Raw genomic sequence first — 22,579 nt, 5'->3', positions numbered from 1 at the left:
AAGAGTGGACGATATAGTTGACATTCAGAATGTAAGCAAACAGTTTGGCCCCAGACAGGCGCTGAACCAAGTCTCCTTCAAGCTGGGCAGCGGCACCATCACCGGCCTTCTGGGAAGCAACGGCAGCGGCAAAAGCACGCTCATGAAGCTGATCGCCGGACTCGCCTGGCCCGGATCGGGCCGGATCTCAGTCCTCGGGGTGCCCGTGGGCGTAGAGAGTAAGAAGCTCGTCTCCTTCATGCCGGATGTGCCGGTAACGGAGTCATGGATGAATATTGGGGATGCGCTGAGATTCCAGCAGGATTTCTACCCCGATTTCGATCAGGCCAAGGCGCTGCGGATGCTGGATTTCATGAAGCTGCGTACAGCGGATAAGGTGCGGACGTTATCCAAAGGAATGAACGAACGCCTGCAGCTGACATTAGCTCTCTCCCGCCGGGCCAGATTATATCTGCTGGATGAGCCGATTGGAGGCGTTGATCCGGTGGCCAGAACTAAGATTTTGAATGCGCTGATGGAGTTCTATGAAGAGGACAGCAGCATTCTGCTCTCCACCCATCTGGTGACGGATATCGAACGGATCTTTGATGAGGTGATTTTCCTGAAGGAGGGGGAGGTTGTACTGCATCGTCCGGTGGAGGAGCTTAGACAAGAGCATGGGAAGAGTGTAGATGAGCTGTTCAGAGAGGTGTTTGCCGAATGCTGAAGCTATTTAAATATGATCTTAAACGCAGAAAGGAACGCATTCTCGTCTTCATTGTAATTGCGTTACTCGCGCAGACCGGGCTGTGGATCTCCAGTGCAAAGGTAGACGTAAACCTGGCCTCCCTGAACCTGGCTGTATACTGCATACTGGCCATTTCGATGATATTTATAGCGGTCACCGGATATTTCCGTAATCTTAAATCCTATCAGCGGCGGCTTCTGCCGGTTACTGCGCTGCAGACGGTCCTGTCTCCCATGCTGCTGGCGCTGCTGCTGATTGGGGTGGTGATCCTCCTCGGTCTGGCCCATCTGGGGATCTACGAGCTGCTGTACACGATGGATTTCCTGCCCGGTAATCTGCTGACGGCTGGCCTCCGCGCATTGCTGCAATCGGTCTGGTCATCCTTATTTCTAATGGTGATGGTGATGTTTTCCTTTACAGTAGCCTTTAGTCTGCGTATGAAGGGGAGAATCTGGATTGGCGTAGCCCTTCTGGTCACGCTGGAGAATGTATTTGGTTATCTGGAGAAGTTTCTCTTCGACAGCTATTTCAGCGGTCTGGATAATGCCTTTAACTTCGAGATTTACCCTGGAAGACTCCAGTCCGGTAGTGATTTCACTATACAGTATCTTCCGTTCAATCAAGGGGCGCTGCTGTTTGAAGTGGCGGTGGTCTGCCTGATGGTCTATGGAATGGTTACGCTGGTGAGGAGAAGAATCGAAGTGTAAAAGATACGTTCCTATTTCACGCAAGCAAGGCTCCTAATCAGCCTTGCTTGCGTTTGTGTGCATCAATAAGGCGAGGGATAGCTATAAGCCTTGCGCGCTTCTTCCGCTGGTCCAGAGCTCCAGCTCCCGCAGCAGCTGTTCTTCCTCGTCTTCCTGCAGGTCCAGCCTTACCCCGTACTGGTATTGCCCCAGGCCGAACATCCAGCCCCAGCGGACACTGCCTTCATACTGCAGCTTCTCTTCCGCCAGCTGAAAATGAATAATCAGCTTCGTATCCCCTGCGGTGAAGCGGAGGTTCAGCGACGTGCGGACCTTACAGCCGGAGCGGCTAAGGTCAAGCAGAATACCTTCAGTCAATTTTCCCGCTCCCGGTCCCGAATTACTGGCGGGAATTTCAAGCCAGCAATCGATGGGCTGGTTCATTACATATCGGAATGGTTCTTTTCTGCTGGAGTCATCCATCATTTACCTCCGCTATTTTATTTGCTATTATATCGAAACGGCTACACTTGGACAATCTCCTAAAGTAGTATATTTAAAGAATAATATAGTATCTGTTATACCATACCTTTGCTCCAATACCCAGATAAAGAGGTGCTTAAACTATGTATCAATACCATAATGAAACCTTTAATGAGCATAATTTTGATTACGCAGCATTGCAGGATGGAGAAATAAACGGCTGCACCTTTGAGCGCTGCTCCTTTCGGGGAGCTTCTATGGAAGAGATGACCTCCACTGGCTGCCGGTTTGTCGATTGCGATTTCACCGGTGCCCTGCTGAATGCTTCGCTGCACACGGATGGCGCGTTCACCAACTGCAAGTTCACCGGAGCCAATCTGTTCGTGGCGAAGTTCGAGAACTGCAAGATGGTCGGATCGGATTTCGCCAATGCCTATATGGACGGTATCACACTGAGCGGAGGGGACTGGGCCTATACGAATCTGCGCCATCTGAATCTCAGCAGGCAGGATCTGCGGGGCATCCGGTTCACCGAGGCAGACATGCAGGGCTGCGATTTGCAAAAGGCGGATCTGCGCGGGGCGGATTTAAGCCGGGTGCAGCTTGCGCAGTGCAAGCTTACAGGGGCCGATCTGCGTGACGCCAAGCTGGAGGGGATTGACCTGAAGAGTCTGGATCTCAAAGGAGTGCGGCTGGATGTGGAGCAGGCTGTGCTGCTGGCCCGTTCCATGGGAGCGAAGGTAGGATAACGACTCAAGAAAAAACGGCGGTGTGCCTGAAAGCTGTATTATATTTCTGCCGGACTCTTCCGATAAAGAAATATCGACCCATTTCGACATGTTGCCGCAAGATATCTTCAGTGGTCGGAAGCATGAACAAGGTCATCGGAAGAGGAGAGTGTACATGTCATTAAGTCTTCGTACTTTATTTTCAACAGCATTTGCGGTTATTATCATTCTGATCACGGCTATTCTCAGCTATGTCATCGGCAACCGCTCCACCACTTCTGTGGAAGTCAGTATCGGCAGCTCCCTGGCCGCAGAGGCCAATCAAATGTCCGAGAAGCTTGATCAGTTCATGTGGTCACGTTCCGGTGAAATAGAAGTTTTGAGTAAGCTGAATGCTTTTCAGGAGCCCGTTGAACAAGCAGAGGCCGGCGGATTGCTGAATCAGCTGAAGAAGAGTCTGCCGGTATTCACCTGGGTGGGCTTCCTGGATAAGACAGGGAATGTGGTTGCTTCCACGGATCGGATTCTACAAGGAACGAATATCAGCCAGAGGCCTGTCTTTCAGCAGGCGCTTAAGGGAACCTTCGTCGGGGATGTCCACGATGCGGTGCTGCTCTCTAAGCTGTTGCCTAATCCTACAGGGGAAGCCCTGCAGTTTGTTGATGTGAGTGTGCCGGTCATGGACAAGCAAGGACAGACAAGCGGCGTACTGGCGGCACATCTTAGCTGGGAGTGGTCACGTGAAGTCGAGGCCTCCATTGTGAATCCGCTCAAGGAACGGCTTAAGGGCGTGGAGGTGTTCGTGGTCAGTAAGAAGGACGACACCATTCTATTGGGACCAGAAGCCCTCACCGGCAAAAGAATGACGGCTGCGGTCCTGCAGCAGGCCCGCAGCGGCAAGAGCTCATACGTGATCGAACAGGAGCGGGGCCGTGACTCCTATTTAACGGGATACGCCTATGGCGATGGTTACATGAACTACCCTGGCCTTGGCTGGACGGTCATTATCCGTCAGCCGGCAGACATCGCTTTTGCCTCAGTCCATCAGCTTGAACACTTCATCCTGATCAGCGGTCTGCTGACCGCTGCGGCCTTCGCACTAATCGGCTGGCTGCTGGCCGGATGGATCAGCCGACCGTTGAGGGATATCACCCGTACAGCCGACCTGCTCAGCTCCGGTGCCGATGTGGAGATCCCGGCCTCTACCCGGTTCAAGGATATGGCGATTCTGTCGGCCTCCCTGCAGGGCCTGGTGAACAACCTGACCAAGACAGAGACCAAGCTGAGCTATATGTCGGATATGGCGCTGCATGATAAGCTTACCGGCTTGCCCAACCGGGCAGCACTGGATGAGTTTTTGGCCCATGCGGTCACTAAGGCCAAGCAGAAGCGGACGACACTAAGCTTTTTGTATATGGATCTGGACGGCTTCAAAAAAGTGAATGACAGCTTCGGCCATGCGGTTGGAGATGCCTTGCTTCAGGAGGTGGCCTTCCGGCTGATGGATTGTACGCGGGACAATGAGATCGTTGCCCGGCTGGGCGGGGATGAATTCGTGATTATTCTGAATACCTCGGCGGGCAAACCGATGAAGGAAGCGGAGGTGGTGGCTTCACGGATTATCAGCAAGATCAACCAGCCGATTCTGATTAAAGGCGAGGAGCTTCGTGTAGGCTGCAGCGTAGGTGCTGCTGTATGGACTCCGGACGGCGGAGATACCACCCTGACCCTGCGGCTCGCAGACGAAGCACTGTATATCTCCAAGCGGAGCGGGAAGAACCGGATTACCTTCGAGGCGGCATCTTAGGATCAGCAATCAACAGCAGACAGCAACAACAAACAACCTTTTATCGGCAGGATGGGGATGCTTCTCTTGTGCCGGAAAAAAGGTTGTTTGACGTTGTCTCATTACGTTCAGCGTAACCGCTTACGTGGATTAGACCATCTCTTGATCCACAGAAATCCTTCGTCGTCCCGGAAAAACTTAATGCCTATCCAGCTCAGTGGTGTCCAAATTTCCTTGAAATAATATGAAGGCATAGTAAATTAGTCCCTCCGATATAGTTAATTATTACTAGTTTAAGCCAGGATGGAAGATTTAACAATACTTTTTTTTACATATAAATCCCATATTGTGCGTTCGCCCAGTTTTTTTGGGACTACAGGCATATGATGTAGAGGAATCAAAGCTGGGCATGTGCGTAAGAAAGGGGGGCTTCAGATGAGTGGAGGTCTGAGAACGTCAACGGCGACCATACTGGTGTTGTTTATTTTGCTGATTATTATCCTTAGCGTATTTTAGCGGTAGGGGATATAGGGGGGGATTGAAACAGCGCCGGGGCATCCGCTCCGGCGCTGTTTGCATGCGTATAAGCCGCAGCTTACTTCCATATACATCATAACAGGGATAAGCACAGGCAGTTTGGCAGGGTGGGGCATTCAATATAGTAGGAAAGGAAGTGATGCAATGACAAGCTCCGAATTTATCTCCCGGATCGCATCCTTCGCGGTAGCCGATATGAAGCGCAGCCGTATTGCAGCTTCGCTGACGATTGCCCAGGCGGCGCTGGAATCCGGCTGGGGAACGAGCGGCTTGACGCTGAAGGCTAACAATCTGTTCGGCATCAAGGGCAGCGGGCCTGCAGGCAGCCTCGCGCTTCCGACAACGGAATACAGGAACGGCCAAGCAGTACAGGTGACTGCCCAGTTCCGTTCCTATCATAACTGGGGAGAATCTATAGCGGATCATTCCGCACTGATTACCGGGGGAGTGTCCTGGAACCCCAAGCTGTACAGCAAGGCTATTGGAGTTGACGGCAAAACAGCCGCCCGCGAGATTGCTGCTGCAGGCTACGCAACGGACCCGGGTTATGCGTCCAAGCTGATTCAGATTATGGATTCCTATAACCTGTATCAATATGACGAGCTGAAGGAGGATGAAGAGATGTCGGCTGAAGATAAACAAAAAATTGCGGCGCTGGAAACCGAGCTGCGGGAACTGAAGGAGCTGCTGGCAGGGCTGGCTGTCAGCAGAGATACACTGAAGGCCGGCGTTCAAGAGCAAGGCCAGGCCATTAAAGGTGTCGCGGAACGTCTGGCTGTCATTGAGGGCCGTACAGTAATGAAGGTGCCGGCTTGGGCTGAGCCTGCGGTACAGGCAGCGTCTGCCGCCGGTCTGCTGGATACGCCGTCAGGAGGCAGCTATGATTTCTACCGGATGCTGACCGTATTGAACCGCGCCGGTCTGCTGGTTACAAGCAAAGGGGTGTAGCCGTTATGTACAATGATGCACTTAACAATGTACTAGCTTTTGCATCCGTATTGGCGGTATTCGTCATGGCGCTGGTCCAGCTCGTCAAGAACAGCGTTAATCTTCCGCGCAACGTAGTTCCTGCGGTGGGGCTGGCCATCGGCCTGCTGGTAGGAGCGGCTGCATACCCTTTTACAGACATGGATCTCATTCTTCGTCTATGGGCCGGAGGCCTGGCCGGATTATCGGCAACGGGACTGTTTGAACTGGCGTTCAATAAGCGGGGCGGGACTACCCGAGAGAATTAATACGGTGCAGCTCATAGTAAATCCAAATCTCAAAATAAATCCGAATATAATGAATTTCATTGGTAGATTCATCCAATCATTAATAGAGTTCTGTAAATACACTGATAAGGAAGAAAGGAGGTGCTTGATATGGGAACTTATGTTGATGGCAGAACCTCGCAAAATGCAAGTACTGCCAACTCTATTGCAATTCCAATTTTGGTTATTAATACTCCGCAGCTATTCGGTCAAATTGGCCTAATCACGGCTGGGGTAGGTGCGAATCCGCGTGTAATGCTCAAAGGAACAATATCGTTTCAGCTTCCGCTTGCGCTGGTTGGTGTCACGATTACGATTGTCAGAGGGACCGTAATTACAGACCCTGTGGTATATTCCGCTACCTCCACTTTCAATCTTAGTGTGCTGGCACCGCAGGTTATCACCTTCTCGGCAGATGATTTCCTTCCTCCGGTCACTCCGCAGTTAACCTATACTGCATTTGTCAGTTCGAACCTGCTTGGTACAGTTCGTGTAGGTCCGGAGAGCTTCGATGGAATCCTGGTATCCGATTAAGCAATAGCATGGGACATCTTGGGCTGCCCGCAACGACGGGCGGGCAGGATGCCCTTGTACATACGCCCCAAATTATGTCCGTTTCGCCCAATCTGATAAGGCTGCTTACTCATATGCTGTTCTGTAGTCAACAATATGAAGGAGGTAATCTCATGGGTGCAGATTGCGGATACGGTGGCAATGTAGGCGGCGTGAATACTTGTGGAGTAAGTCCTTGGACATCGACAGGCGCGATTCTGGTTCTTTATATCCTGCTCGTTATTATTCTGAGTGCCTGCTTCTACTAGGAGATCCAATCAGTCAGCGCAGTCCCGGCAATCCGGGACTGCGCTTGTTGCAGGTGCAGGATGGACAAGCTTTGCTGCATGACGGTGAATTTAAATTCGCCTTGCCCCGAATGGATGTGCGATAATAGAAGTCATTGTCTTCAGGGCAATTAGTGCTGGCATGAAAGAGGTGTACGATGGAAGAGAAGGAAAAGATATATGCTATCCTCAAGCGGATTGAAGCGGAACAGGCGGTTAATCAGGAGGTAATGGAACTTGAAGCTGAGGCCTTCGCCGATATAATGGAGGAGCTTATCGACAGCCGGATGGTGGAGAATATTAAGATCTCCCGATCAGGCAGCGGGATCGTGACGGTTAGAACTGCTGAAATCAAATTGACCCGGCGTGGTCATGATTTTATTTTATTGAAGGAGTCTGGCAGAATCTGAACGGAAAATAGAAGTCATTACCCGGCGCTGAAAGAGGCCGGGCTATTTTTTTTGACTAGGGTCCCGGCTTGATTATATATACGGGAGATCCCAGGCCGGAGACATAAGGAGTTTTATTTAGCTTTAATCTCTGACAACGCTTTATCCATCTGCGTTTCATTCGACTGTACGGCTTCACTGTCCACAGTATCAGCTCCGCGGAAGACATTCTTGGTGTTCTGGTAAAAGTCAGAGGCAAACTTCTTAATCGCCTCACCGTCAGGGTGATTCCGCTCAACAACGGTAGCCTTAAACAGGTTCGTCAGCATGTATCCGGCGTCTTCGCTGTGTGCGAGATAATTCCCGGCGGTGTACTCCTCCACGATCTGGGATTCAAAATCCTTAAGCTCCACCGCCGACGGAGTGTATGATTTCGCCAAAACTTCTGCGGCGTCTGCTTTTTGTGTGGCCTCCGTATCCGTAGTCGCGATTTGTTGGATAGCAGATTCCCAGTTCACTGCCCCCTTCCCGGTGGATGGTTCAGTGGCTGGTGCTGGCGTGGGCTGCGCTGCTGTTGGCTGCGCTGTCCCGGCGGGAGTGGGGGTAGCCTGATTAGCCGGAGCGTTGCAGCCTGCGGTTAGTCCAATGACACCGCCGAATACGATTACTAGGGCAAGGGACGACATCTTTTTATACAAGGGTTTCTTCATAGCGGTTCCTCCTGAATCTATCGGATATCCATATACTATATATGTAACCTTGTGTTGCCTGATTGAACTACGCAGCCTAATTACAGTCTTCACCTTAAATGGATAATACATTCCTTGAGAGGGAAACGGGGATAAATGACAAATATGAATATTTTGTGAGTCTGTAGAACTAAGTCATTTGACCTGCTATAATTGGTAAAAAATAGAATAGTAAAGAGGTGCTACTGTAAAATGAAGCGGAAACTGGCAACGCTTTTTGTAGTGTTGATGTTGGCTCTATCCTTAAGTGTGCAGCCATTATCGGCAGCAGGCAAGACTCAGAAGGTGAAGGTTACGTTTGTAAGTGCAGACCTGGTAGAGAATAATCATGTAGGCAATGAGTGGTGGTGGGGCGGATTCGTGAATGGAGAGGAGCTGGAAGAAGGGGATTCAGTCACACTGGATCTCAGTTCAACAGGAAGCATTAAGCTTCGTGCTGAAGCGCAGGAACAGGATAAGATCCCTGAAGAAGGCTCAGCGAGCGCCTCTATTAAGGTGTCAGCCCTGAAGGATACCCAGAACAAATCGCTGACAGTGAAGGTAGTCGAAAACCGCGGGCGGTATTCCGGGAACACTGCCTCCTGGAAGTTTGTTTTCAAGATCGATAAGGTCAAATGACAAGCTGAAATGAAGTAGAATAATACATTTGATTCTGGTACAATCTAAATATTAAGTTTGAAGGAGCGGAGCACATGGATAATGATTTGGTGCAGGTATTAAGATCCGTTATTCGTGAAGAATTAGTTCCTGTTAAGGCGGAATTAGGAACCGTCAACGAGCGTTTAGATCGAATAGAGACAGAGCAGCAGAACATGAAACAAGATCAGCTGACAATGAAGCAAGATCTGCAAATAATGAAGCAAGATCAGCAAACAATGAGGCAAGATCAGCAAACAATGAAGCAAGAACTGCAAACAATGAAGCAAGATCAGCAAACAATGATGCAAGATCAGGAGCAGATTAAACGTGCTGTGCTGGAAACAAACGAACGTCTCATCAACGTCGAGTCTTTATTGGAGAATCAGCACAGAATTATCGAATTGCTCTCAGCGCGCTCCATTGAGCAGGAAGCCAAGCTGAAGCGGATTATATAAGAAGTATATACTCAGCAAGCCCACGCATCTTGATTTCAAGGCGGGGGCTTTTTTGCGTGAAACAAAAATCGAGGCTCCCTTTCGGGAGCCTCTTTCATGGGAGAGGAGAAACCGGACGAAGAGCTTATGGGGAAACGTAAGCCTGCTCCGCGGTTGTCTACGACATTTTGTGATGTCGATAGTTACAGGATGACCCGGAAGCGGGAGTTTTATACATTTGCCTGCCAAATTTCTTCAGTTCCGCATTGTGACAAAGTCGGACAATCTTTTTATTTCATGGAATAATTGTGGTACTATAGGCTTGGACTTATGCCCTGTAACGGCATAGTAATGTAGAGACATAAAAGCTAAAAAGCAGGTGGATGATCGGTGAGAGTCATATCGGGAAGTGCAAAAGGCAGGCCGCTTAAAAGTGTTCCAGGCAATGGCACACGGCCTACTACCGATAAAGTAAAGGAAGCGTTATTCAGTATGATCGGGCCTTATTTTGAAGGAGGTACGGTGCTTGATCTGTATGCCGGTACCGGAGGTCTGGGGATCGAAGCCCTGAGCAGAGGGATGGAAGCCGCGGTGTTTGTGGACATGGAGCAGAAGGCGATTGACACGGTGCGTGCAAACCTGAAGGCGGCCCGGCTGGAGGCGCAGGCTGAGGTCTACCGCAATGATGCGGGAAGAGCGCTTGGGGCACTCGGGAAGCGGGGGAGAGCGTTTGATCTTGTTTTTCTGGACCCGCCTTACCGTATGAAGCATGGAGACGAGCTGATGGTTACGCTGGCGGACAAGCTGCTGCTGAACCCTGATGCAGTGATCGTGCTGGAGCATGAATCGGGGTATACCTATCCCGAGGATATACCAGGGTTCGTGAGAACGAAGCAATCCGTCTATGGAGAGGTTACGATCTCTATCTACCGGTATGAAGCTGCTGTTCCAGAAGCTGCCGCAAACGGCAAGGAGGTTAATGATGAGTCTGCAAATTAGAAAAGAGCGTGTCGCCATCTATCCCGGAACCTTCGATCCGGTTACTCTGGGGCACATGGACATTATTCACCGGGCCGCCAAGCAGTTCGACAGGCTGATTGTGGCGGTACTGAACAACCTGAGCAAGAATCCGTTGTTCTCTGTCGAGGAACGGACAGAGCTTCTGCGCCAGGCGACAGCGGATATACCGAATGTTGAGGTGGACAGCTTCCGTGATCTCCTGGTTAACTATGTGAGGCAAAAGGATGCGCAGGTTATTGTCCGGGGAATCCGGACCGTTACGGATTTTGAATACGAGCTGCAGAATGCTTCCATTAATCATAACCTTGACCCTGAAGCGGAAACTATATTTATGATGACCAATCCGAGATACTCCTATCTTAGCTCCAGTGTGGTGAAGGAGATTGCCCACTTCGGCGGGAAGGTCTCGGATTTTGTAACCCCTGAGGTGGAGCAGGCCATGAAGCTGAAGTTCAGCCGGATGGACGGCGGCTCGAAGTAAACAGCTTCACAGCAGCTGAGAGCAACAGCAACAGCATAACAAGCAGGGTCTGAAGTCCCAGGATCTGTGGGGCCAGGGTCCATATTCTTAGCGAAGTGCCTATGTCTTGGGGCTGTAAGGCCGGGGGAGAGCCGGCTAGAACAGGCAGCGCCGCAGACTGAATATGGAGCAGCGGTGTCCACAGCAGGAGTGTGAATGCAAAGGCCAATAGTCCATGCAGCAGCCTGACTGCGGTGAACGGGAGGAAGCGGACATTCGCTGCCTTCAGCACTGTCAGTGCCTGGAGCTGGGCGCAAATGCCGCTCCAGGCCAGTCCGGCCGACAGCAGTGCCGGGCCAAGAAGACCGCCTATGATGAAGCCTTCGAGTCCTGCTGCGGCCGAAGTCATTGACCGGGCTCCCAGATGAATCTCAAGCATGCTTGCTGTAACCAGAGCCGGCAGCTGAGGGAACAGCCGGGTAACAATACTTACGACAACTGCGAACATAATCATATAGCCGCCTACAATCATCAGGCTCTGTACGGCGGAGGATACGGATTCACCGAGCACCTTGCCGAAGCCCCGTCCGTCCCTTGAACGGGCCTCTGCTGCTGCCTGATGGATACGCCGGGGCAAGGATGGTTTTTTGGCGTGAGAGCGTCCGCCGGTAAGGCTGGGATCACTTTCTTGCGGAATAGGTGAGGTTATCTTATGGGAGCTATTGAAGCAGGCGGATAGAATTCCTGCGGCTACCCCTGACAGCCAGTGGATGGCCAGCAGGGCATACCCGGCGGCTGGACTGTGCAGGAAGGCTGTCCCGACCACAATAAGCAGTGTGACCGGACTGGCATAATGCACGATAGCCGCCAGCCGTCCGGCCTCCTTGTCCGTAATGTCCCCCTGCTTGTGCAGCTGCAGCACTCCTCCGGCTCCTGCCGGGAAGCCGGCGGTAAGGCCGAGCACCAGCGTCCAGCCGCCCGCCCCGGGAAGCCGGAAGCACCGCTTCATCAGCGGCTCCAGCAGGACGCCGATACCATGCACGAAGCCGGATGCGCTCAGCATCTCTGAGAGGATCAGGAAGGGCAGCAGCGCCGGAAAGACCAGGGTCCACCAGAGCGTAAGGCCCGTAAGTGAAGCCTTGAATGAGGCTTCAGGTGCTATGACTATTGCTATAGCTAGCAGAATGGCTGCAGCCCCGGGTATAAATGGAGCTGAACCCGACAGGAAGCGTCTGGATCTAAAGTTTATCATTAGAGTTATCCCCTCTTCATAGCTTAGGACATGGGCACATCTTGTTATCAATTTATGCAGGGGAGACAACCATCATTCCATAGCCGGAGTGAAGCTCCAGGCTAAGGTACCACATTCTAAGTGCCGGGGTATCATCCGCAGGAAAGAAGGGGAAGAGACTTGAGGCAGTACAAACGCCGGGTAGGCATCCGCGCTTCAGCCTATTTATTTTCATTCGTAGTCATTCTCTATGTTGTGGTCTTTATGAACACGCCTTACATTGTATATCAGCCGGGAAGCGCCTCTGAGGTGGCGCCGATGATCAAGGTTGAGAATGCCGATCCGCAGGAGCAGGGAACCTTCATGATGACTACGGTCTCTGCAAGCTATGCGAATGTGGCTCTTCTAATTGCCTCTGTGTTCAACTCGAATGCCGAGGTAGTATTGAAAGAAACCCGTCTGCAGGATAAGACGGAGCAGGAGTATGCGGCGGAGCAGGTGTTCTATATGAACAGTTCACAGTCCTATGCCGTGCAGGCAGCTTATCATGCGGCAGGGGTACCCTATGAGGATGTCGTGGATTATCTGTATGTGTTCTCCGTACCTGAAGCTGCCAATCAGGACCGGTTCAAGCCGGGGGACAAAATCATCAGTGTAGGCGGACAAAAGGCAGCCGATCCGGCCGCGCTGTCCAAATTGCTGTCGGTTCATCAAATCGGGGATACCGTAGAGGTATCGCTCCAGCGTGACGGCAAAGAGATCAAGGAACAGGTCAAGCTGGTGGGGGTCAAGGATAAAGACGCTTCGGCTGCCCGGCCGGGCTTCGGCGTCGTAATTGGTGCGGTTCAAAAGGTGGAGCCTAAGGAGGAAGGCAAAGCTGTTAGTTTCGTGGATACCAACGTGGGCGGACCCTCTGCCGGACTGATGTTCACCATGGAAATCTACAACCGGCTTACGCGGGGGGATCTCACCAAGGGCCGGAAGGTAGCAGGCACGGGTACGATAGATGCGGAGGGGAACGTGGGGCCGATCGGCGGTGTGAAGCATAAGATTGTAGCGGCCGACCGCAAGGGGGCGGAGATCTTCTTCGTTCCGGTTAAGAACTACGACGAGGCCAAGGCAAAAGCCGATCAAATCGGCACGAATATGAAGCTGGTTCCTGTCTCAACCCTGCCCGATGCCCTGAAATACATGGAGGAGCTGCCGGTCATCAAATCCTGACCGGCGGCTCAAGATAATCACTGTACAGATCGCTGCGCAGCGGGTCGGCATAAGCCCCGGCGAACACAGCGGCCGCCTGGAGGTCACGCTCGAGCATGGGATGGGCGTATCGGGCAGGGCTTGTAATCACCGGAAGAACTGCTGTCTGCTTCATCTGCTTCAGCAGCTCCCGGCCGCTCTCGCGGAAGCCAAGGACCCTTATGTAGCCCGGTCCCCGGGAGAGAACGGAGGGGGACAGCTCTGCTTTGCTGTGGTTCAGCAGGGTGTGGAGCAGCAGACGCTGGAGCCTGGTAAGGGTATACCGTCTGCTCTTAAGCTCCTGCAGCAGACCGCCGATTGTGAACTTATCCAGCTGGCGCATGCTTCGGAGCAGCCGGTTCTCCAAGCCCTCGTTCATATCCTGCACTGTGTGCAGCTCCGCAGCGGAGCGCGTATAGAGCACATGGCGCAGCGGCCCGGCGAAGTCTTCTAGCAGTACCGGGCCCCGGCCTGCGTCACGCTCCCGCTCCAGGATGGACAGGGCATACTCCGGCATATAAGCCGCCGGTGATCCGCCCTCCTGCAGCAGCCTGCGGATGGCTGTTGCACTGGCAATGGCCGACCCGCCCTCCAGCGGGTCGTGGAAGCCCGCGCCGGTCCGCGGCACGGTCAAGGGCTCGATCGCGCTGCCAAGCCGCCTTAGCGCGATCAGGTAGTGCAGGCCGAGGCTGTTGTTGGGCTGCCGTAATATATCTTCGGCATCTTCCGGTGTCTCCTCTCCCATGAAAGAGGCCCTCCAGGCCGCCGCCGCCGCTGCGCTGTAGGCGGCGGGGAATCCCGCGCCCTCAGAGAGGCGCGCGCGGATCTCCTCCTTAAGCGCGCTGCTCTCTTCGGCCAGGAAGCCGGCCAGAGGCAGCAGCACGCCCAAAGTGCCGGCTTCGGAGCCGAAGCACAGGCTGTCGACGACGCCGGTCGCCTCCAGCAGGAACACCGCTCCGAAGGCGAACCATTCTGCCGGCTGGACGGCGTACGCCACCGGCAGCTCAATGACCAGATCGGCGCCCATATGCAGCGCCATCTCGGTGCGGGCGCGCTTGCTGACCGCCGCCGGCTCGCCGCGCTGGGTGAACGGTCCGCTCATAATGACAACGGAGCGGTCCGCTCCCGATATTCTTTTGGCCTCGGTGAAATGATGGACATGCCCGTTATGTAAAGGGTTATATTCGGCTATAATACCTACAGTTGCCACAGTTGCTTCACGCCCCATTCTGGTATTTATAATGTATATCATAAATTGTCACGCCCCCTGAAACAATATAAAGGGAAAGTGGTTGACAAAGTCAGGGAATAATAGGTATAATAAATTTTGTTTGTTTGGAGTGATAGTAATGAACATTCACTTTCGCAAATTAGCGAATGCCGACGAGCCACTGGTCCTCCACGAAGTTGTGGATGTCAGCGGGATTGTCACAGGGCGCAAGGATATACTTGCTGTTGCACCACTCTCAGTAGACCTTAAAGCGCTGCCCGCGGGAACCGATAGTGTGAACGTGGTGGGAACACTGAACGGAGAAGTGGACATGTTATGTTCACGTTGTCTCGGTGAGGTCAAGAGCAAGCTGAACATTCCTTTCGCTGAGACCTTCAAGTGGCTTAAGCAGCCAATTCTTCCGGAAGATGAAGATGAGGAACTCATTTACATCACAGATGAGATTGTGGATCTTATCCCGTATGTGGAAGAAAATTTCGTACTGCACTTACCGGATTCGGTATTGTGCAAGGCAGACTGTCTTGGTCTTTGTCAGAAATGCGGACAGAACTTGAACGAAGGCACCTGCAGTTGCGACAACACAGTGATCGATCCAAGACTCGCTGCGTTGAAAGGATTCTTTACCAAGCAAGATGACTAAGAACAAATCCCGAGGAATTGGGTTACAACAAAATCAGGAGGTGTCTAACAATGGCAGTACCACAACGCAGAACGTCCAAGACTCGCCGTGACAAGCGTCGTACTCACTTTAAACTGGTTGTTCCAGGTATGGTGAAATGCGAACAATGCGGAGAGCTGAAGCTTGCTCACCACGTATGTAAAGTTTGCGGAACATACAAAGCAAGAGAAATCATCAAACAATAGTTTGCATTTAAGAGTAGCACTTCATCTGCCGGTGAAGTGCTATTTTTATGGAAATAAAGCAGGGAACGAAGCTTACATGCCTTGCACTGCGCGGGTTTTCAGGCGCTTTTCAAGCCAAAGCTTTATTTTTGCGCCGGCATGCTTTATACTACATATTAGTACCTGGTTCTAAATGGTAAGGAATAACAGAGAAACCTAACTACAGCGGCCACTCTTACGGGCCGGAAAGCTGCACATCAGGCCTGTGCCGGGAGGTGAGCCGCTATCGAGCGGATGTCCAAGAAGGAACGTCAGCAGCAGCTGCTGGCTATAATAGAAGGGAACCCGTTTGTAACTGACCGGGAATTGACCCGCCAGCTGAAGGTAAGTATCCAGACGATCCGGCTGGACCGGCTGGAGCTGGGGATTCCCGAGCTGCGTGAGCGGATGAAGCAGATGGCGGAGCATTCCTATGATCAGGTGCGTTCCCTGCCAGCTGATGAAGTGGTCGGTGATATTGTGGATCTGCAGCTGGATAAGAGCGGGATTTCGATCTTCGAGATCCGTGATGAGCATGTGTTCTCCCGCAACGGGATTGCCCGTGGCCACTACGTCTTCGGCCAGGCGAATTCGCTGGCAGTAGCCATAATTAATGATGAGATTGCCTTAACGGCTTCGGCCGACATCCGGTTTGTGCGCATGGTCCGGCTGGGAGAGAAATGCATTGCCAAGGCGCAGGTGCGCTCACTTGCGGGCCGGAACGGCAAGGCTGAAGTGGATGTATTTACATATGTCGGAGAAGAGCTGGTATTTCAAGGCCATTTTATAGTGTATCGTTCAGCAACTGAAGAGTACAACGAAGGGGGAAACCGGAGTGCGGATCGCCATTGATGCCATGGGCGGGGATAATGCTCCTGAATGTAATGTGGAAGGCGCGCTGGCAGCGGCTGCGGAGTGGAATGACATAGAGATCGTACTGGTCGGTGATGAAGCGCGGCTTGAGCCGCTGCTGAAGACTAAGCCTTCCAACGTTACCGTACGTCATGCGGGGGATGTGATCGGTTCGGATGAAGAGCCGGTGAAGGCGGTCCGCCGCAAAAAGGACTCATCCATGGTCGTAGCCGGACGGATGGTCCGCGAGGGTGAGGCCGATGCCATGATCTCCTCTGGGAATACCGGAGCATTGATGACTACAGGACTTCTGGTAGTCGGAAGAATGGAAGGGATCGAGCGGCCGGCGCTGGCCCCGATGATTCCGACGCTGGATGATGTCGGTGTGCTGGCCCTGGATCTTGGAGCCAATATGGATGCCAAGCCGCAGCATCTGGCACAGTATGCCCTGATCGGCAGCATCTACCGTAACAAAGTGCACGGCATTGCGAAGCCCCGGGTAGGCCTGCTGAACGTAGGGACGGAGCCGGGCAAGGGGAATGAATTGACCAAGGAAGCCTATCCGCTCCTGGAGGCGCTGCAGGGCATTCATTTTGTCGGCAATGTGGAAGCGCGGGATGTGCTCACCGGAAGCTGCGATGTGCTGGTCTGTGACGGCTTCGCCGGTAATATACTTCTGAAGACGCTGGAAGGAACGGCCGGCGCGATGTTCTCCCTGCTGAAGGAGCAGTTCAGCAAATCGCTGAAGACGAAGCTGGGTGCGGCGATCCTGATGCCGGAGCTTAGAAGCCTGAAGGGGAAGATGGATTATAAGGAACACGGCGGAGCGCCGCTGCTCGGTCTTAGCGGCCTGGTAGTGAAGGGGCATGGTTCGTCCGACGGCAATGCGGTGAAGAATGCGGTAAGACAGGCACGGATTGCGCTGAAGGCGGATCTGGTGCCTAGTATATCGAAGGAAATTAGCGGGAAGTGAGTGAAGACATGAGACAATTACGTCCGGTAGGAATTATTGGGACTGGCAAATATGTGCCTGAGAGAATATTAACCAACAGCGATCTGGAGAAGATCGTCGAAACGAATGATGAATGGATTGTCAGCCGCACGGGAATCCGGGAACGGCATATTGCAGCCCCGGAGCAGGCTACCTCTGATCTGGCCTATGAAGCGGCCCTGAAGGCACTGGAATCCGCAGGCATGAAGGCTGAGGAGCTGGATCTGATCATTGTCGCTACAGTAACACCTGATAGTGCTTTCCCGTCCACAGCCTGCATTCTGCAGGACAAGCTGGGAGCCAAGAACGCGGCCGCTTTCGATCTGTCGGCAGCCTGCTCCGGGTTCGTCTACAGTCTGGCTACGGCAACCGGCTTTATCCAGAATGGAATGTATAACAATGCGCTGGTAATCGGTGCAGATACGCTGTCGCGCATTACAGATTATACAGACCGCAATACCTGCGTGCTGTTCGGTGACGGTGCCGGTGCGGTAATCGTCGGCGAGGTTCCGGAAGGACGCGGCTTCCAGTCCTTCGATCTTGGGGCGGAAGGCTCTGGCGGCAGCCTGCTTAATCTTGAAGCGGGCGGCTCGCGTCTGCCAGCTTCCCAGCAGACCGTAGAAGACAAGAAGCACTTCATCTATATGAATGGCCGCGAGGTCTTCAAGTTCGCAGTACGCGTCATGGGATCGGCCACGGAGCGTGTGCTTACCAAGGCGGGATTGACTAAGGAGAATATCGACTTGTTCGTGCCGCATCAGGCCAACATCCGGATTATTCAATCCGCAATGCAGCGTCTGGATCTGCCGCCGGAGAAGGTTGTAGTCAACGTTGATAAATACGCGAATACCTCCGCAGCCTCTATTCCGCTGGCTCTTGTAGAAGCAGCCGAGGAAGGCCGGATGAAGGCAGGCGATGCAGTGCTTATGGTCGGCTTCGGCGGCGGACTTACCTGGGGAGCTTCTGTGCTGATCTGGTAAGAATCGGGGCATTAATAATAGTGACGCAGCAGCTCAATCCGGGGAATATCCGGGCTCGCTGCAGCTAAAGGGAAGGAGCTGTATACCTCATGAGCAAAATTGCATTTGTCTTTCCCGGTCAGGGTGCACAGGCAATCGGTATGGGTAAGGATGTATATGAAGCATTGCCTCAGAGCCGTGCAGTCTTTGAAAAGGGTGACGAGGTACTTGGGTTTCCGCTGAGCGGGCTTGTATTTGAAGGGCCGGACAGCGAGCTTAAGCAGACGGTGAACACTCAGCCAGCACTGGTTACAGCCAGTGTGGCTTATCTGAAAGCGCTAAGCGGCCTTCAGGTTACGCCGGATTATGTGGCAGGCCACAGTCTTGGCGAATATAGCGCTCTTGTGGCAGCCGGCGTGCTGTCCTATGAAGATGCTGTAAGGCTGGTCCGCCTGCGCGGACAATTCATGGAAGAAGCAGTTCCCGGAGGACAGGGGGCTATGGCAGCGGTGCTTGGAGCAGACCGTGAGGCGCTTACAGAATTATGCAGCAGTATTACAGCGGCGGGCACTCCCGTTGAACTGGCGAATGTCAATTGTCCGGGACAGATTGTGGTCTCCGGTTCCGTAGCCGGTGTAGATGAGGTGGTCCAGCGTGTGAAGGAAGCCGGCGGTAAACGGGCGATTCCGCTGGAGGTTAGCGGGCCGTTCCACTCCTCATTAATGAAGGGTGCGGCTGAGCGGTTGGCTGCCGAACTCCAGAAGGTAACCTTCAATGCTCCTGCTATGCCGGTAGTGGCCAATGTGACTGCTGCTCCGGTGACAGACCCTGAAGAAATCCGCAAGCTGCTGGTAGAACAGGTGTATTCTCCGGTACTCTGGCAGGATAGCGTGGAATGGCTCATTGGCGCAGGTGTAGATACTTTTGTAGAGATTGGCTCCGGCAGCGTGCTGGCTGGCCTGATCCGCAAGATTGACAGGAAGGTCAAGGTTGTGAATATCAACAGTCTGGAGAGCGTGCAGGCTGGCTGGTAAGCCGCTTGGCCTAACCGCAGCCGCATGATTATCGAAGGGGGACAACATAGCATGTTTGCAGCACTAAAAGGTCAGACCGCCCTTGTAACCGGAGGGTCCCGGGGGATCGGCCGCAGCATTGCCTTGGCACTCGCTGCTCATGGCGTGAAGGTCGCGGTGAACTATTCCGGCAGCCTTCAGGCGGCTGAAGAGACCGTAGCCCGGATTCACGAGCTGGGCTCGGAAGGAATCGCTCTGCAGGGGAATGTCGGCCGCAGCAGTGACGCCGAGAACCTGGTCAAAGAGGTTATCCAGACCTGGGGGAAAATTGATATCCTGGTGAACAATGCGGGCATTACCCGGGACAATCTGATCATGCGTATGAAAGAGGAAGAATTCGATCAGGTCATCGAGACGAATCTGAAGGGCGTCTTTAACTGCCTGAAGGCAGTAACCCGCCCGATGATGAAGCAGCGTTATGGCCGGATCATCAATATTTCCTCGGTTGTGGGCGTGACGGGGAATCCCGGACAGGTGAACTATACCGCTGCCAAGGCAGGGGTAATCGGCATGACGAAGTCTGCGGCCCGCGAGCTGTCTTCACGTGGAATCACCGTGAACTGCATCGCGCCAGGCTTCATTGATACCGACATGACCCGCGAGTTGTCCGATGAGGTTCGCAGCGAGCTGATCAAGGGGATTCCCTTGGGAGAGCTTGGGCGGGCGGAGGACATTGCGAATGCGGCGGTATTCCTGGCTTCGGAAGGGGCAGCTTACATGACAGGCCAGACGCTTCATGTGGATGGCGGAATGTACATGTAAGGCTTCGCAGGCGTCAGATCATTACGGGGGAAGATGGACAGAGGCGGCCAGGGCAGCGTTTTTTATGCTCTATGGTATTTTGACTTCATATCTCGTATAATACCAAAAGAGGAGGTGAACCGGATGTCCGATGTATTGGAGCGTGTAACACGCATTGTCATCGACCGCTTAGGTGCCGATGAAGCAGAGGTAACATTAGAAGCGTCTTTCAAAGATGATTTAGGTGCTGATTCTCTTGATGTTGTAGAATTGGTAATGGAATTGGAAGATGAATTCGACATGGAAATCTCTGATGAAGATGCAGAGAGAATTACGACCGTGGGTGAAGTTGTGAAGTACATACAATCTCATACCTAGAGTCATATGATTGAGGGTCCCGTTCCTGCCAGGGCGGGACTTCTCCTCATTTTACAGTTCTTTCAGTTAAGCTTCCGCGAAGAGACGCATGAGCATCTTTATGAAGATAATACAGAACCGCAGATTAATTAATCCTGCGGCGACTGCAGTTTATATAGACATCTGGTATGTTTGCGTTTACACATTGTAGAGGTACACAGCCTATAGACGGGGTGATTATGTTTGAATCATAGAGTAGTTGTAACTGGTATGGGTGTAATGACTTCGCTGGGTAAGGATCTTGAGACGTTCTGGGATAGCCTCATGAGCGGCAAGTCCGGAGTATCCCTGGTTGAAGCTTTTGATGTCAGTGAATATCCAACAAGAATCGCTTCCTCGGTCAAGGATTTCGATGCGGAAGCACGCTTCGGCCGCAAGGAAGCCCGCAAGATGGACCGGTTCGTACAATTCGCGGTTGCTGCCGGTGAAGATGCGCTGAAGGACAGCGGACTTACGATCGGTGAAGATATCGATGCAGAGCGGATCGGGGTATCTGTCGGCTCTGGAATCGGCGGCCTCGGCACATGGGAAGATAACCACAACCTGCTGCTCGAAAAAGGCCCGAAGCGGGTCAGCCCGTTCTTCATTCCAATGATGATTGCCAACATGGGCTCCGGCCAGCTGTCGATCAATCTCGGGGCCAAGGGACCGAATACAACGACAGTGACCGCTTGTGCAACAGGCAGCCACTCCATCGGGGAATCCTTCCGTCTGATCCAGCGCGGTGATGCGGATGCGATGATCTGCGGCGGTGCGGAAGCCACCATTCGTCCTACAGGAATGGCAGGCTTTTGTGCAATGAGAGCCATGTCTACCCGCAATGACGAGCCGGAGAAGGCCAGCCGCCCGTTTGATGTGGACCGTGACGGCTTTGTCATGGGCGAGGGTGCGGGAATCCTGATTCTCGAATCCCTGGAGCACGCCGAGAAGCGCGGAGCCAAGATCTATGCCGAAGTCATCGGATACGGTCTCAGCGCCGATGCCCACCACATGACGGAGCCTGATCCTGACGGTGCAGCGCGCTGCATGAAGATGGCGATCCGTGATGCCGGTATTAATCCTGAGGATATCGACTACATCAATGCGCATGGTACATCTACACCGGTAGGCGATAAATCCGAGACAGCCGCTGTGAAGAAGGCGCTCGGAGAGCATGCGTACAAGGTTGCGATCAGCTCAACCAAATCGATGACAGGCCACTTGCTTGGCGCTGCCGGCGGGGTGGAAGCGATTATCTGCGGGCTGTCCCTGCAGAAGGGGATGATTGCCCCTACCATCAATTTGGACAACCCTGACCCGGATTGCGATTTGGACTATGTTCCGAATGTGCCACGTCAGGCGGAGCTGAATATCGCGATGTCGAATTCCTTCGGATTCGGGGGACATAACGCGACCGTTATTCTCAAAAAATATAATAAGTAAGGGGAGACAGTGCAGTGAAAGGAGACCTGAAGCAGTTACAAAGCCAACTTCAAATCCAATTTCACGATCCTGTACTTCTGAAGCAGGCTTTCACCCATGCATCTTATGTGAACGAACACCGGTTCAATCAGCATCAGGACAACGAGCGCCTGGAGTTCCTGGGTGATGCGGTGCTTGAGCTGACGGTGTCCGAATATCTGTATAATCTGCTCCCGGACAGACCCGAAGGAGAATTGACCAAGCTGCGTGCTGCGATTGTCTGTGAGCCGTCGCTGGTCCGGTTCGCCGAGACCTTGGGCTTCGGGCGGTATGTACTGCTGGGAAAAGGGGAAGAGCTTACGGGCGGGCGTACCCGCCCGGCTCTGCTGGCTGATGTGTTTGAAGCCTTCGTGGGAGCGCTCTATCTCGATCAGGGACTGGAGACAGCCCGGAGATTCCTGGATAATCACGTATTTCCGCTGGTGGAAACCGACGGTAAGCTGCAAATGCAGATGAGCGACTTCAAGACAGAGCTTCAGGAACTGATACAGCATCATGGGATGGGTACGCTGGAATATCGGATTATTGAAGAACGCGGACCGGCGCATGAGCGTGAGTTCGTCTCAGAAGTATATATGGCCAGCCGTTCACTCGGCAGCGGCAGCGGCCGCTCCAAGAAGGAAGCGGAGCAGCAGGCAGCGGCAGCGGCGTTATTGCTTCTGAAGGAAGATGGTGCCTGAAGGCACATTTGAACATCTGAAATGCGGAGTAGAGCAGCAATGGTCTGAATGCCGGCGGTTCGGCGGAAGTCAGACTTTTGCTGCTCTTTTTC

Annotated in this window: 29 protein-coding genes; 25 read left to right on the top strand and 4 right to left on the bottom strand. The window is 53.0% G+C overall.

The window, feature by feature from the left end:
• Positions 1-4: 4 nt before the first annotated feature.
• Together MKY96_RS13905 and MKY96_RS13900 are read left to right on the top strand one after the other, a co-directional pair.
• Positions 5-706 carry an ABC transporter ATP-binding protein gene (locus tag MKY96_RS13905; RefSeq protein WP_340941100.1) on the top strand — a complete coding sequence of 234 codons (702 nt, stop codon included), beginning with the start codon at positions 5-7 and terminating at the stop codon, positions 704-706.
• The gene (locus tag MKY96_RS13900) at positions 700-1,434 is read left to right on the top strand and encodes a hypothetical protein (RefSeq protein WP_340941099.1); all 735 of its coding nucleotides are present in this window, start codon (positions 700-702) and stop codon (positions 1,432-1,434) included. Before MKY96_RS13905 ends, MKY96_RS13900 begins: the two co-directional genes overlap by 7 nt.
• A gap of 81 nt (positions 1,435-1,515) precedes the next feature.
• Here the strand turns inward: MKY96_RS13900 and MKY96_RS13895 are convergent, their stop codons facing one another.
• Positions 1,516-1,791, bottom strand: a complete 276-nt coding sequence (locus MKY96_RS13895; protein ID WP_235218399.1) for a PilZ domain-containing protein — start codon at positions 1,789-1,791, stop codon at positions 1,516-1,518.
• A 248-nt stretch (positions 1,792-2,039) separates the two neighbouring features.
• On the opposite strand from MKY96_RS13895, the gene MKY96_RS13890 reads away from it, so the two are divergent.
• The 8 genes from MKY96_RS13890 to MKY96_RS13855 all read left to right on the top strand — a co-directional run bounded on the left by MKY96_RS13890 (position 2,040) and on the right by MKY96_RS13855 (position 7,449).
• Positions 2,040-2,645: a pentapeptide repeat-containing protein gene (locus MKY96_RS13890; RefSeq protein WP_340941098.1), complete on the top strand. Its 606-nt coding sequence runs from the start codon at positions 2,040-2,042 to the stop codon at positions 2,643-2,645.
• Positions 2,646-2,799: 154 nt separating this feature from the next.
• The gene (locus MKY96_RS13885) at positions 2,800-4,431 is read left to right on the top strand and encodes a diguanylate cyclase domain-containing protein (protein WP_340941097.1); all 1,632 of its coding nucleotides are present in this window, start codon (positions 2,800-2,802) and stop codon (positions 4,429-4,431) included.
• 414 nt (positions 4,432-4,845) lie between these two features.
• Positions 4,846-4,926 (top strand): YjcZ family sporulation protein, encoded by an 81-nt coding sequence (locus tag MKY96_RS13880; RefSeq protein ID WP_245368211.1) that lies wholly within the window; start codon positions 4,846-4,848, stop codon positions 4,924-4,926.
• A gap of 165 nt (positions 4,927-5,091) precedes the next feature.
• The gene (locus tag MKY96_RS13875; protein ID WP_340941096.1) at positions 5,092-5,895 is read left to right on the top strand and encodes a glycoside hydrolase family 73 protein; all 804 of its coding nucleotides are present in this window, start codon (positions 5,092-5,094) and stop codon (positions 5,893-5,895) included.
• A gap of 5 nt (positions 5,896-5,900) precedes the next feature.
• Positions 5,901-6,182, top strand: a complete 282-nt coding sequence (locus tag MKY96_RS13870; RefSeq protein ID WP_340941095.1) for a holin — start codon at positions 5,901-5,903, stop codon at positions 6,180-6,182.
• Between the two features lie 129 nt (positions 6,183-6,311).
• Positions 6,312-6,734 carry a hypothetical protein gene (locus MKY96_RS13865; RefSeq protein ID WP_340941094.1) on the top strand — a complete coding sequence of 141 codons (423 nt, stop codon included), beginning with the start codon at positions 6,312-6,314 and terminating at the stop codon, positions 6,732-6,734.
• Between the two features lie 152 nt (positions 6,735-6,886).
• A complete protein-coding gene (locus tag MKY96_RS13860; protein ID WP_209873522.1) occupies positions 6,887-7,021 on the top strand; it encodes a YjcZ family sporulation protein in 135 nt (44 codons plus the stop codon).
• Between the two features lie 176 nt (positions 7,022-7,197).
• Positions 7,198-7,449 carry a YjcQ family protein gene (locus tag MKY96_RS13855; RefSeq protein ID WP_340941093.1) on the top strand — a complete coding sequence of 84 codons (252 nt, stop codon included), beginning with the start codon at positions 7,198-7,200 and terminating at the stop codon, positions 7,447-7,449.
• A 113-nt stretch (positions 7,450-7,562) separates the two neighbouring features.
• Here the strand turns inward: MKY96_RS13855 and MKY96_RS13850 are convergent, their stop codons facing one another.
• Positions 7,563-8,138 (bottom strand): hypothetical protein, encoded by a 576-nt coding sequence (locus MKY96_RS13850; protein WP_340941092.1) that lies wholly within the window; start codon positions 8,136-8,138, stop codon positions 7,563-7,565.
• A 231-nt stretch (positions 8,139-8,369) separates the two neighbouring features.
• On the opposite strand from MKY96_RS13850, the gene MKY96_RS13845 reads away from it, so the two are divergent.
• The 4 genes from MKY96_RS13845 to coaD all read left to right on the top strand — a co-directional run bounded on the left by MKY96_RS13845 (position 8,370) and on the right by coaD (position 10,751).
• Positions 8,370-8,795, top strand: a complete 426-nt coding sequence (locus MKY96_RS13845; protein ID WP_340941091.1) for a hypothetical protein — start codon at positions 8,370-8,372, stop codon at positions 8,793-8,795.
• Positions 8,796-8,869: 74 nt separating this feature from the next.
• Entirely contained in the window at positions 8,870-9,271 is a 402-nt protein-coding gene (locus tag MKY96_RS13840; RefSeq protein WP_340941089.1) for a hypothetical protein, read from the top strand.
• A gap of 369 nt (positions 9,272-9,640) precedes the next feature.
• Positions 9,641-10,249, top strand: coding sequence for a 16S rRNA (guanine(966)-N(2))-methyltransferase RsmD (rsmD, locus tag MKY96_RS13835; RefSeq protein ID WP_340941088.1), 609 nt, complete (start codon positions 9,641-9,643; stop codon positions 10,247-10,249).
• The gene (gene coaD, locus MKY96_RS13830) at positions 10,233-10,751 is read left to right on the top strand and encodes a pantetheine-phosphate adenylyltransferase (protein ID WP_339256363.1); all 519 of its coding nucleotides are present in this window, start codon (positions 10,233-10,235) and stop codon (positions 10,749-10,751) included. Before rsmD ends, coaD begins: the two co-directional genes overlap by 17 nt.
• On the opposite strand, the gene MKY96_RS13825 is transcribed toward coaD, so the two are convergent.
• Positions 10,723-11,982, bottom strand: a complete 1,260-nt coding sequence (locus MKY96_RS13825) for a nucleoside recognition domain-containing protein (RefSeq protein ID WP_340941087.1) — start codon at positions 11,980-11,982, stop codon at positions 10,723-10,725. The two genes, coaD and MKY96_RS13825, sit on opposite strands and share 29 nt — an antisense overlap.
• 159 nt (positions 11,983-12,141) lie before the next feature.
• Here MKY96_RS13825 and MKY96_RS13820 point away from each other — a divergent pair, with 159 nt between their 5' ends.
• Positions 12,142-13,182, top strand: a complete 1,041-nt coding sequence (locus tag MKY96_RS13820) for a SepM family pheromone-processing serine protease (protein WP_340941086.1) — start codon at positions 12,142-12,144, stop codon at positions 13,180-13,182.
• On the opposite strand, the gene MKY96_RS13815 is transcribed toward MKY96_RS13820, so the two are convergent.
• Positions 13,172-14,410: a tRNA(Met) cytidine acetate ligase gene (locus tag MKY96_RS13815; RefSeq protein WP_340944557.1), complete on the bottom strand. Its 1,239-nt coding sequence runs from the start codon at positions 14,408-14,410 to the stop codon at positions 13,172-13,174. The genes MKY96_RS13820 and MKY96_RS13815 overlap by 11 nt on opposite strands.
• Positions 14,411-14,549: 139 nt before the next feature.
• On the opposite strand from MKY96_RS13815, the gene MKY96_RS13810 reads away from it, so the two are divergent.
• From MKY96_RS13810 to rnc, 10 genes are all read left to right on the top strand, one after another.
• Positions 14,550-15,071, top strand: coding sequence for a YceD family protein (locus MKY96_RS13810; RefSeq protein ID WP_340941084.1), 522 nt, complete (start codon positions 14,550-14,552; stop codon positions 15,069-15,071).
• Positions 15,072-15,121: 50 nt separating this feature from the next.
• Positions 15,122-15,295: a 50S ribosomal protein L32 gene (rpmF, locus tag MKY96_RS13805; protein ID WP_019911234.1), complete on the top strand. Its 174-nt coding sequence runs from the start codon at positions 15,122-15,124 to the stop codon at positions 15,293-15,295.
• A gap of 273 nt (positions 15,296-15,568) precedes the next feature.
• Positions 15,569-16,165 carry a transcription factor FapR gene (gene fapR / locus MKY96_RS13800; RefSeq protein WP_076077798.1) on the top strand — a complete coding sequence of 199 codons (597 nt, stop codon included), beginning with the start codon at positions 15,569-15,571 and terminating at the stop codon, positions 16,163-16,165.
• Entirely contained in the window at positions 16,149-17,138 is a 990-nt protein-coding gene (gene plsX / locus MKY96_RS13795) for a phosphate acyltransferase PlsX (protein ID WP_340941083.1), read from the top strand. Before fapR ends, plsX begins: the two co-directional genes overlap by 17 nt.
• Positions 17,139-17,146: 8 nt before the next feature.
• Positions 17,147-18,136: a beta-ketoacyl-ACP synthase III gene (locus tag MKY96_RS13790; protein ID WP_340941080.1), complete on the top strand. Its 990-nt coding sequence runs from the start codon at positions 17,147-17,149 to the stop codon at positions 18,134-18,136.
• 89 nt (positions 18,137-18,225) lie between these two features.
• Positions 18,226-19,149 carry an ACP S-malonyltransferase gene (gene fabD / locus MKY96_RS13785; RefSeq protein ID WP_340941079.1) on the top strand — a complete coding sequence of 308 codons (924 nt, stop codon included), beginning with the start codon at positions 18,226-18,228 and terminating at the stop codon, positions 19,147-19,149.
• A 51-nt stretch (positions 19,150-19,200) separates the two neighbouring features.
• Positions 19,201-19,950, top strand: a complete 750-nt coding sequence (gene fabG / locus MKY96_RS13780; protein WP_036728883.1) for a 3-oxoacyl-[acyl-carrier-protein] reductase — start codon at positions 19,201-19,203, stop codon at positions 19,948-19,950.
• 123 nt (positions 19,951-20,073) lie between these two features.
• On the top strand, positions 20,074-20,307 hold the full coding sequence (gene acpP / locus MKY96_RS13775) for an acyl carrier protein (protein WP_036694165.1): 234 nt from the start codon (positions 20,074-20,076) through the stop codon (positions 20,305-20,307).
• 222 nt (positions 20,308-20,529) lie between these two features.
• Entirely contained in the window at positions 20,530-21,768 is a 1,239-nt protein-coding gene (fabF, locus tag MKY96_RS13770) for a beta-ketoacyl-ACP synthase II (protein ID WP_081751295.1), read from the top strand.
• Positions 21,769-21,782: 14 nt separating this feature from the next.
• Positions 21,783-22,487: a ribonuclease III gene (gene rnc, locus MKY96_RS13765; protein ID WP_036728876.1), complete on the top strand. Its 705-nt coding sequence runs from the start codon at positions 21,783-21,785 to the stop codon at positions 22,485-22,487.
• The last annotated feature ends 92 nt before the right edge of the window (positions 22,488-22,579 follow it).

It is taken from the genome of Paenibacillus sp. FSL R7-0302, assembly GCF_038006885.1.
Classification (GTDB): Bacteria; Bacillota; Bacilli; order Paenibacillales; family Paenibacillaceae; genus Paenibacillus_AQ.
The sequence above is the reverse complement of the archived record's forward strand: the minus strand, read 5'-3'. Positions and strand labels throughout refer to the sequence as shown.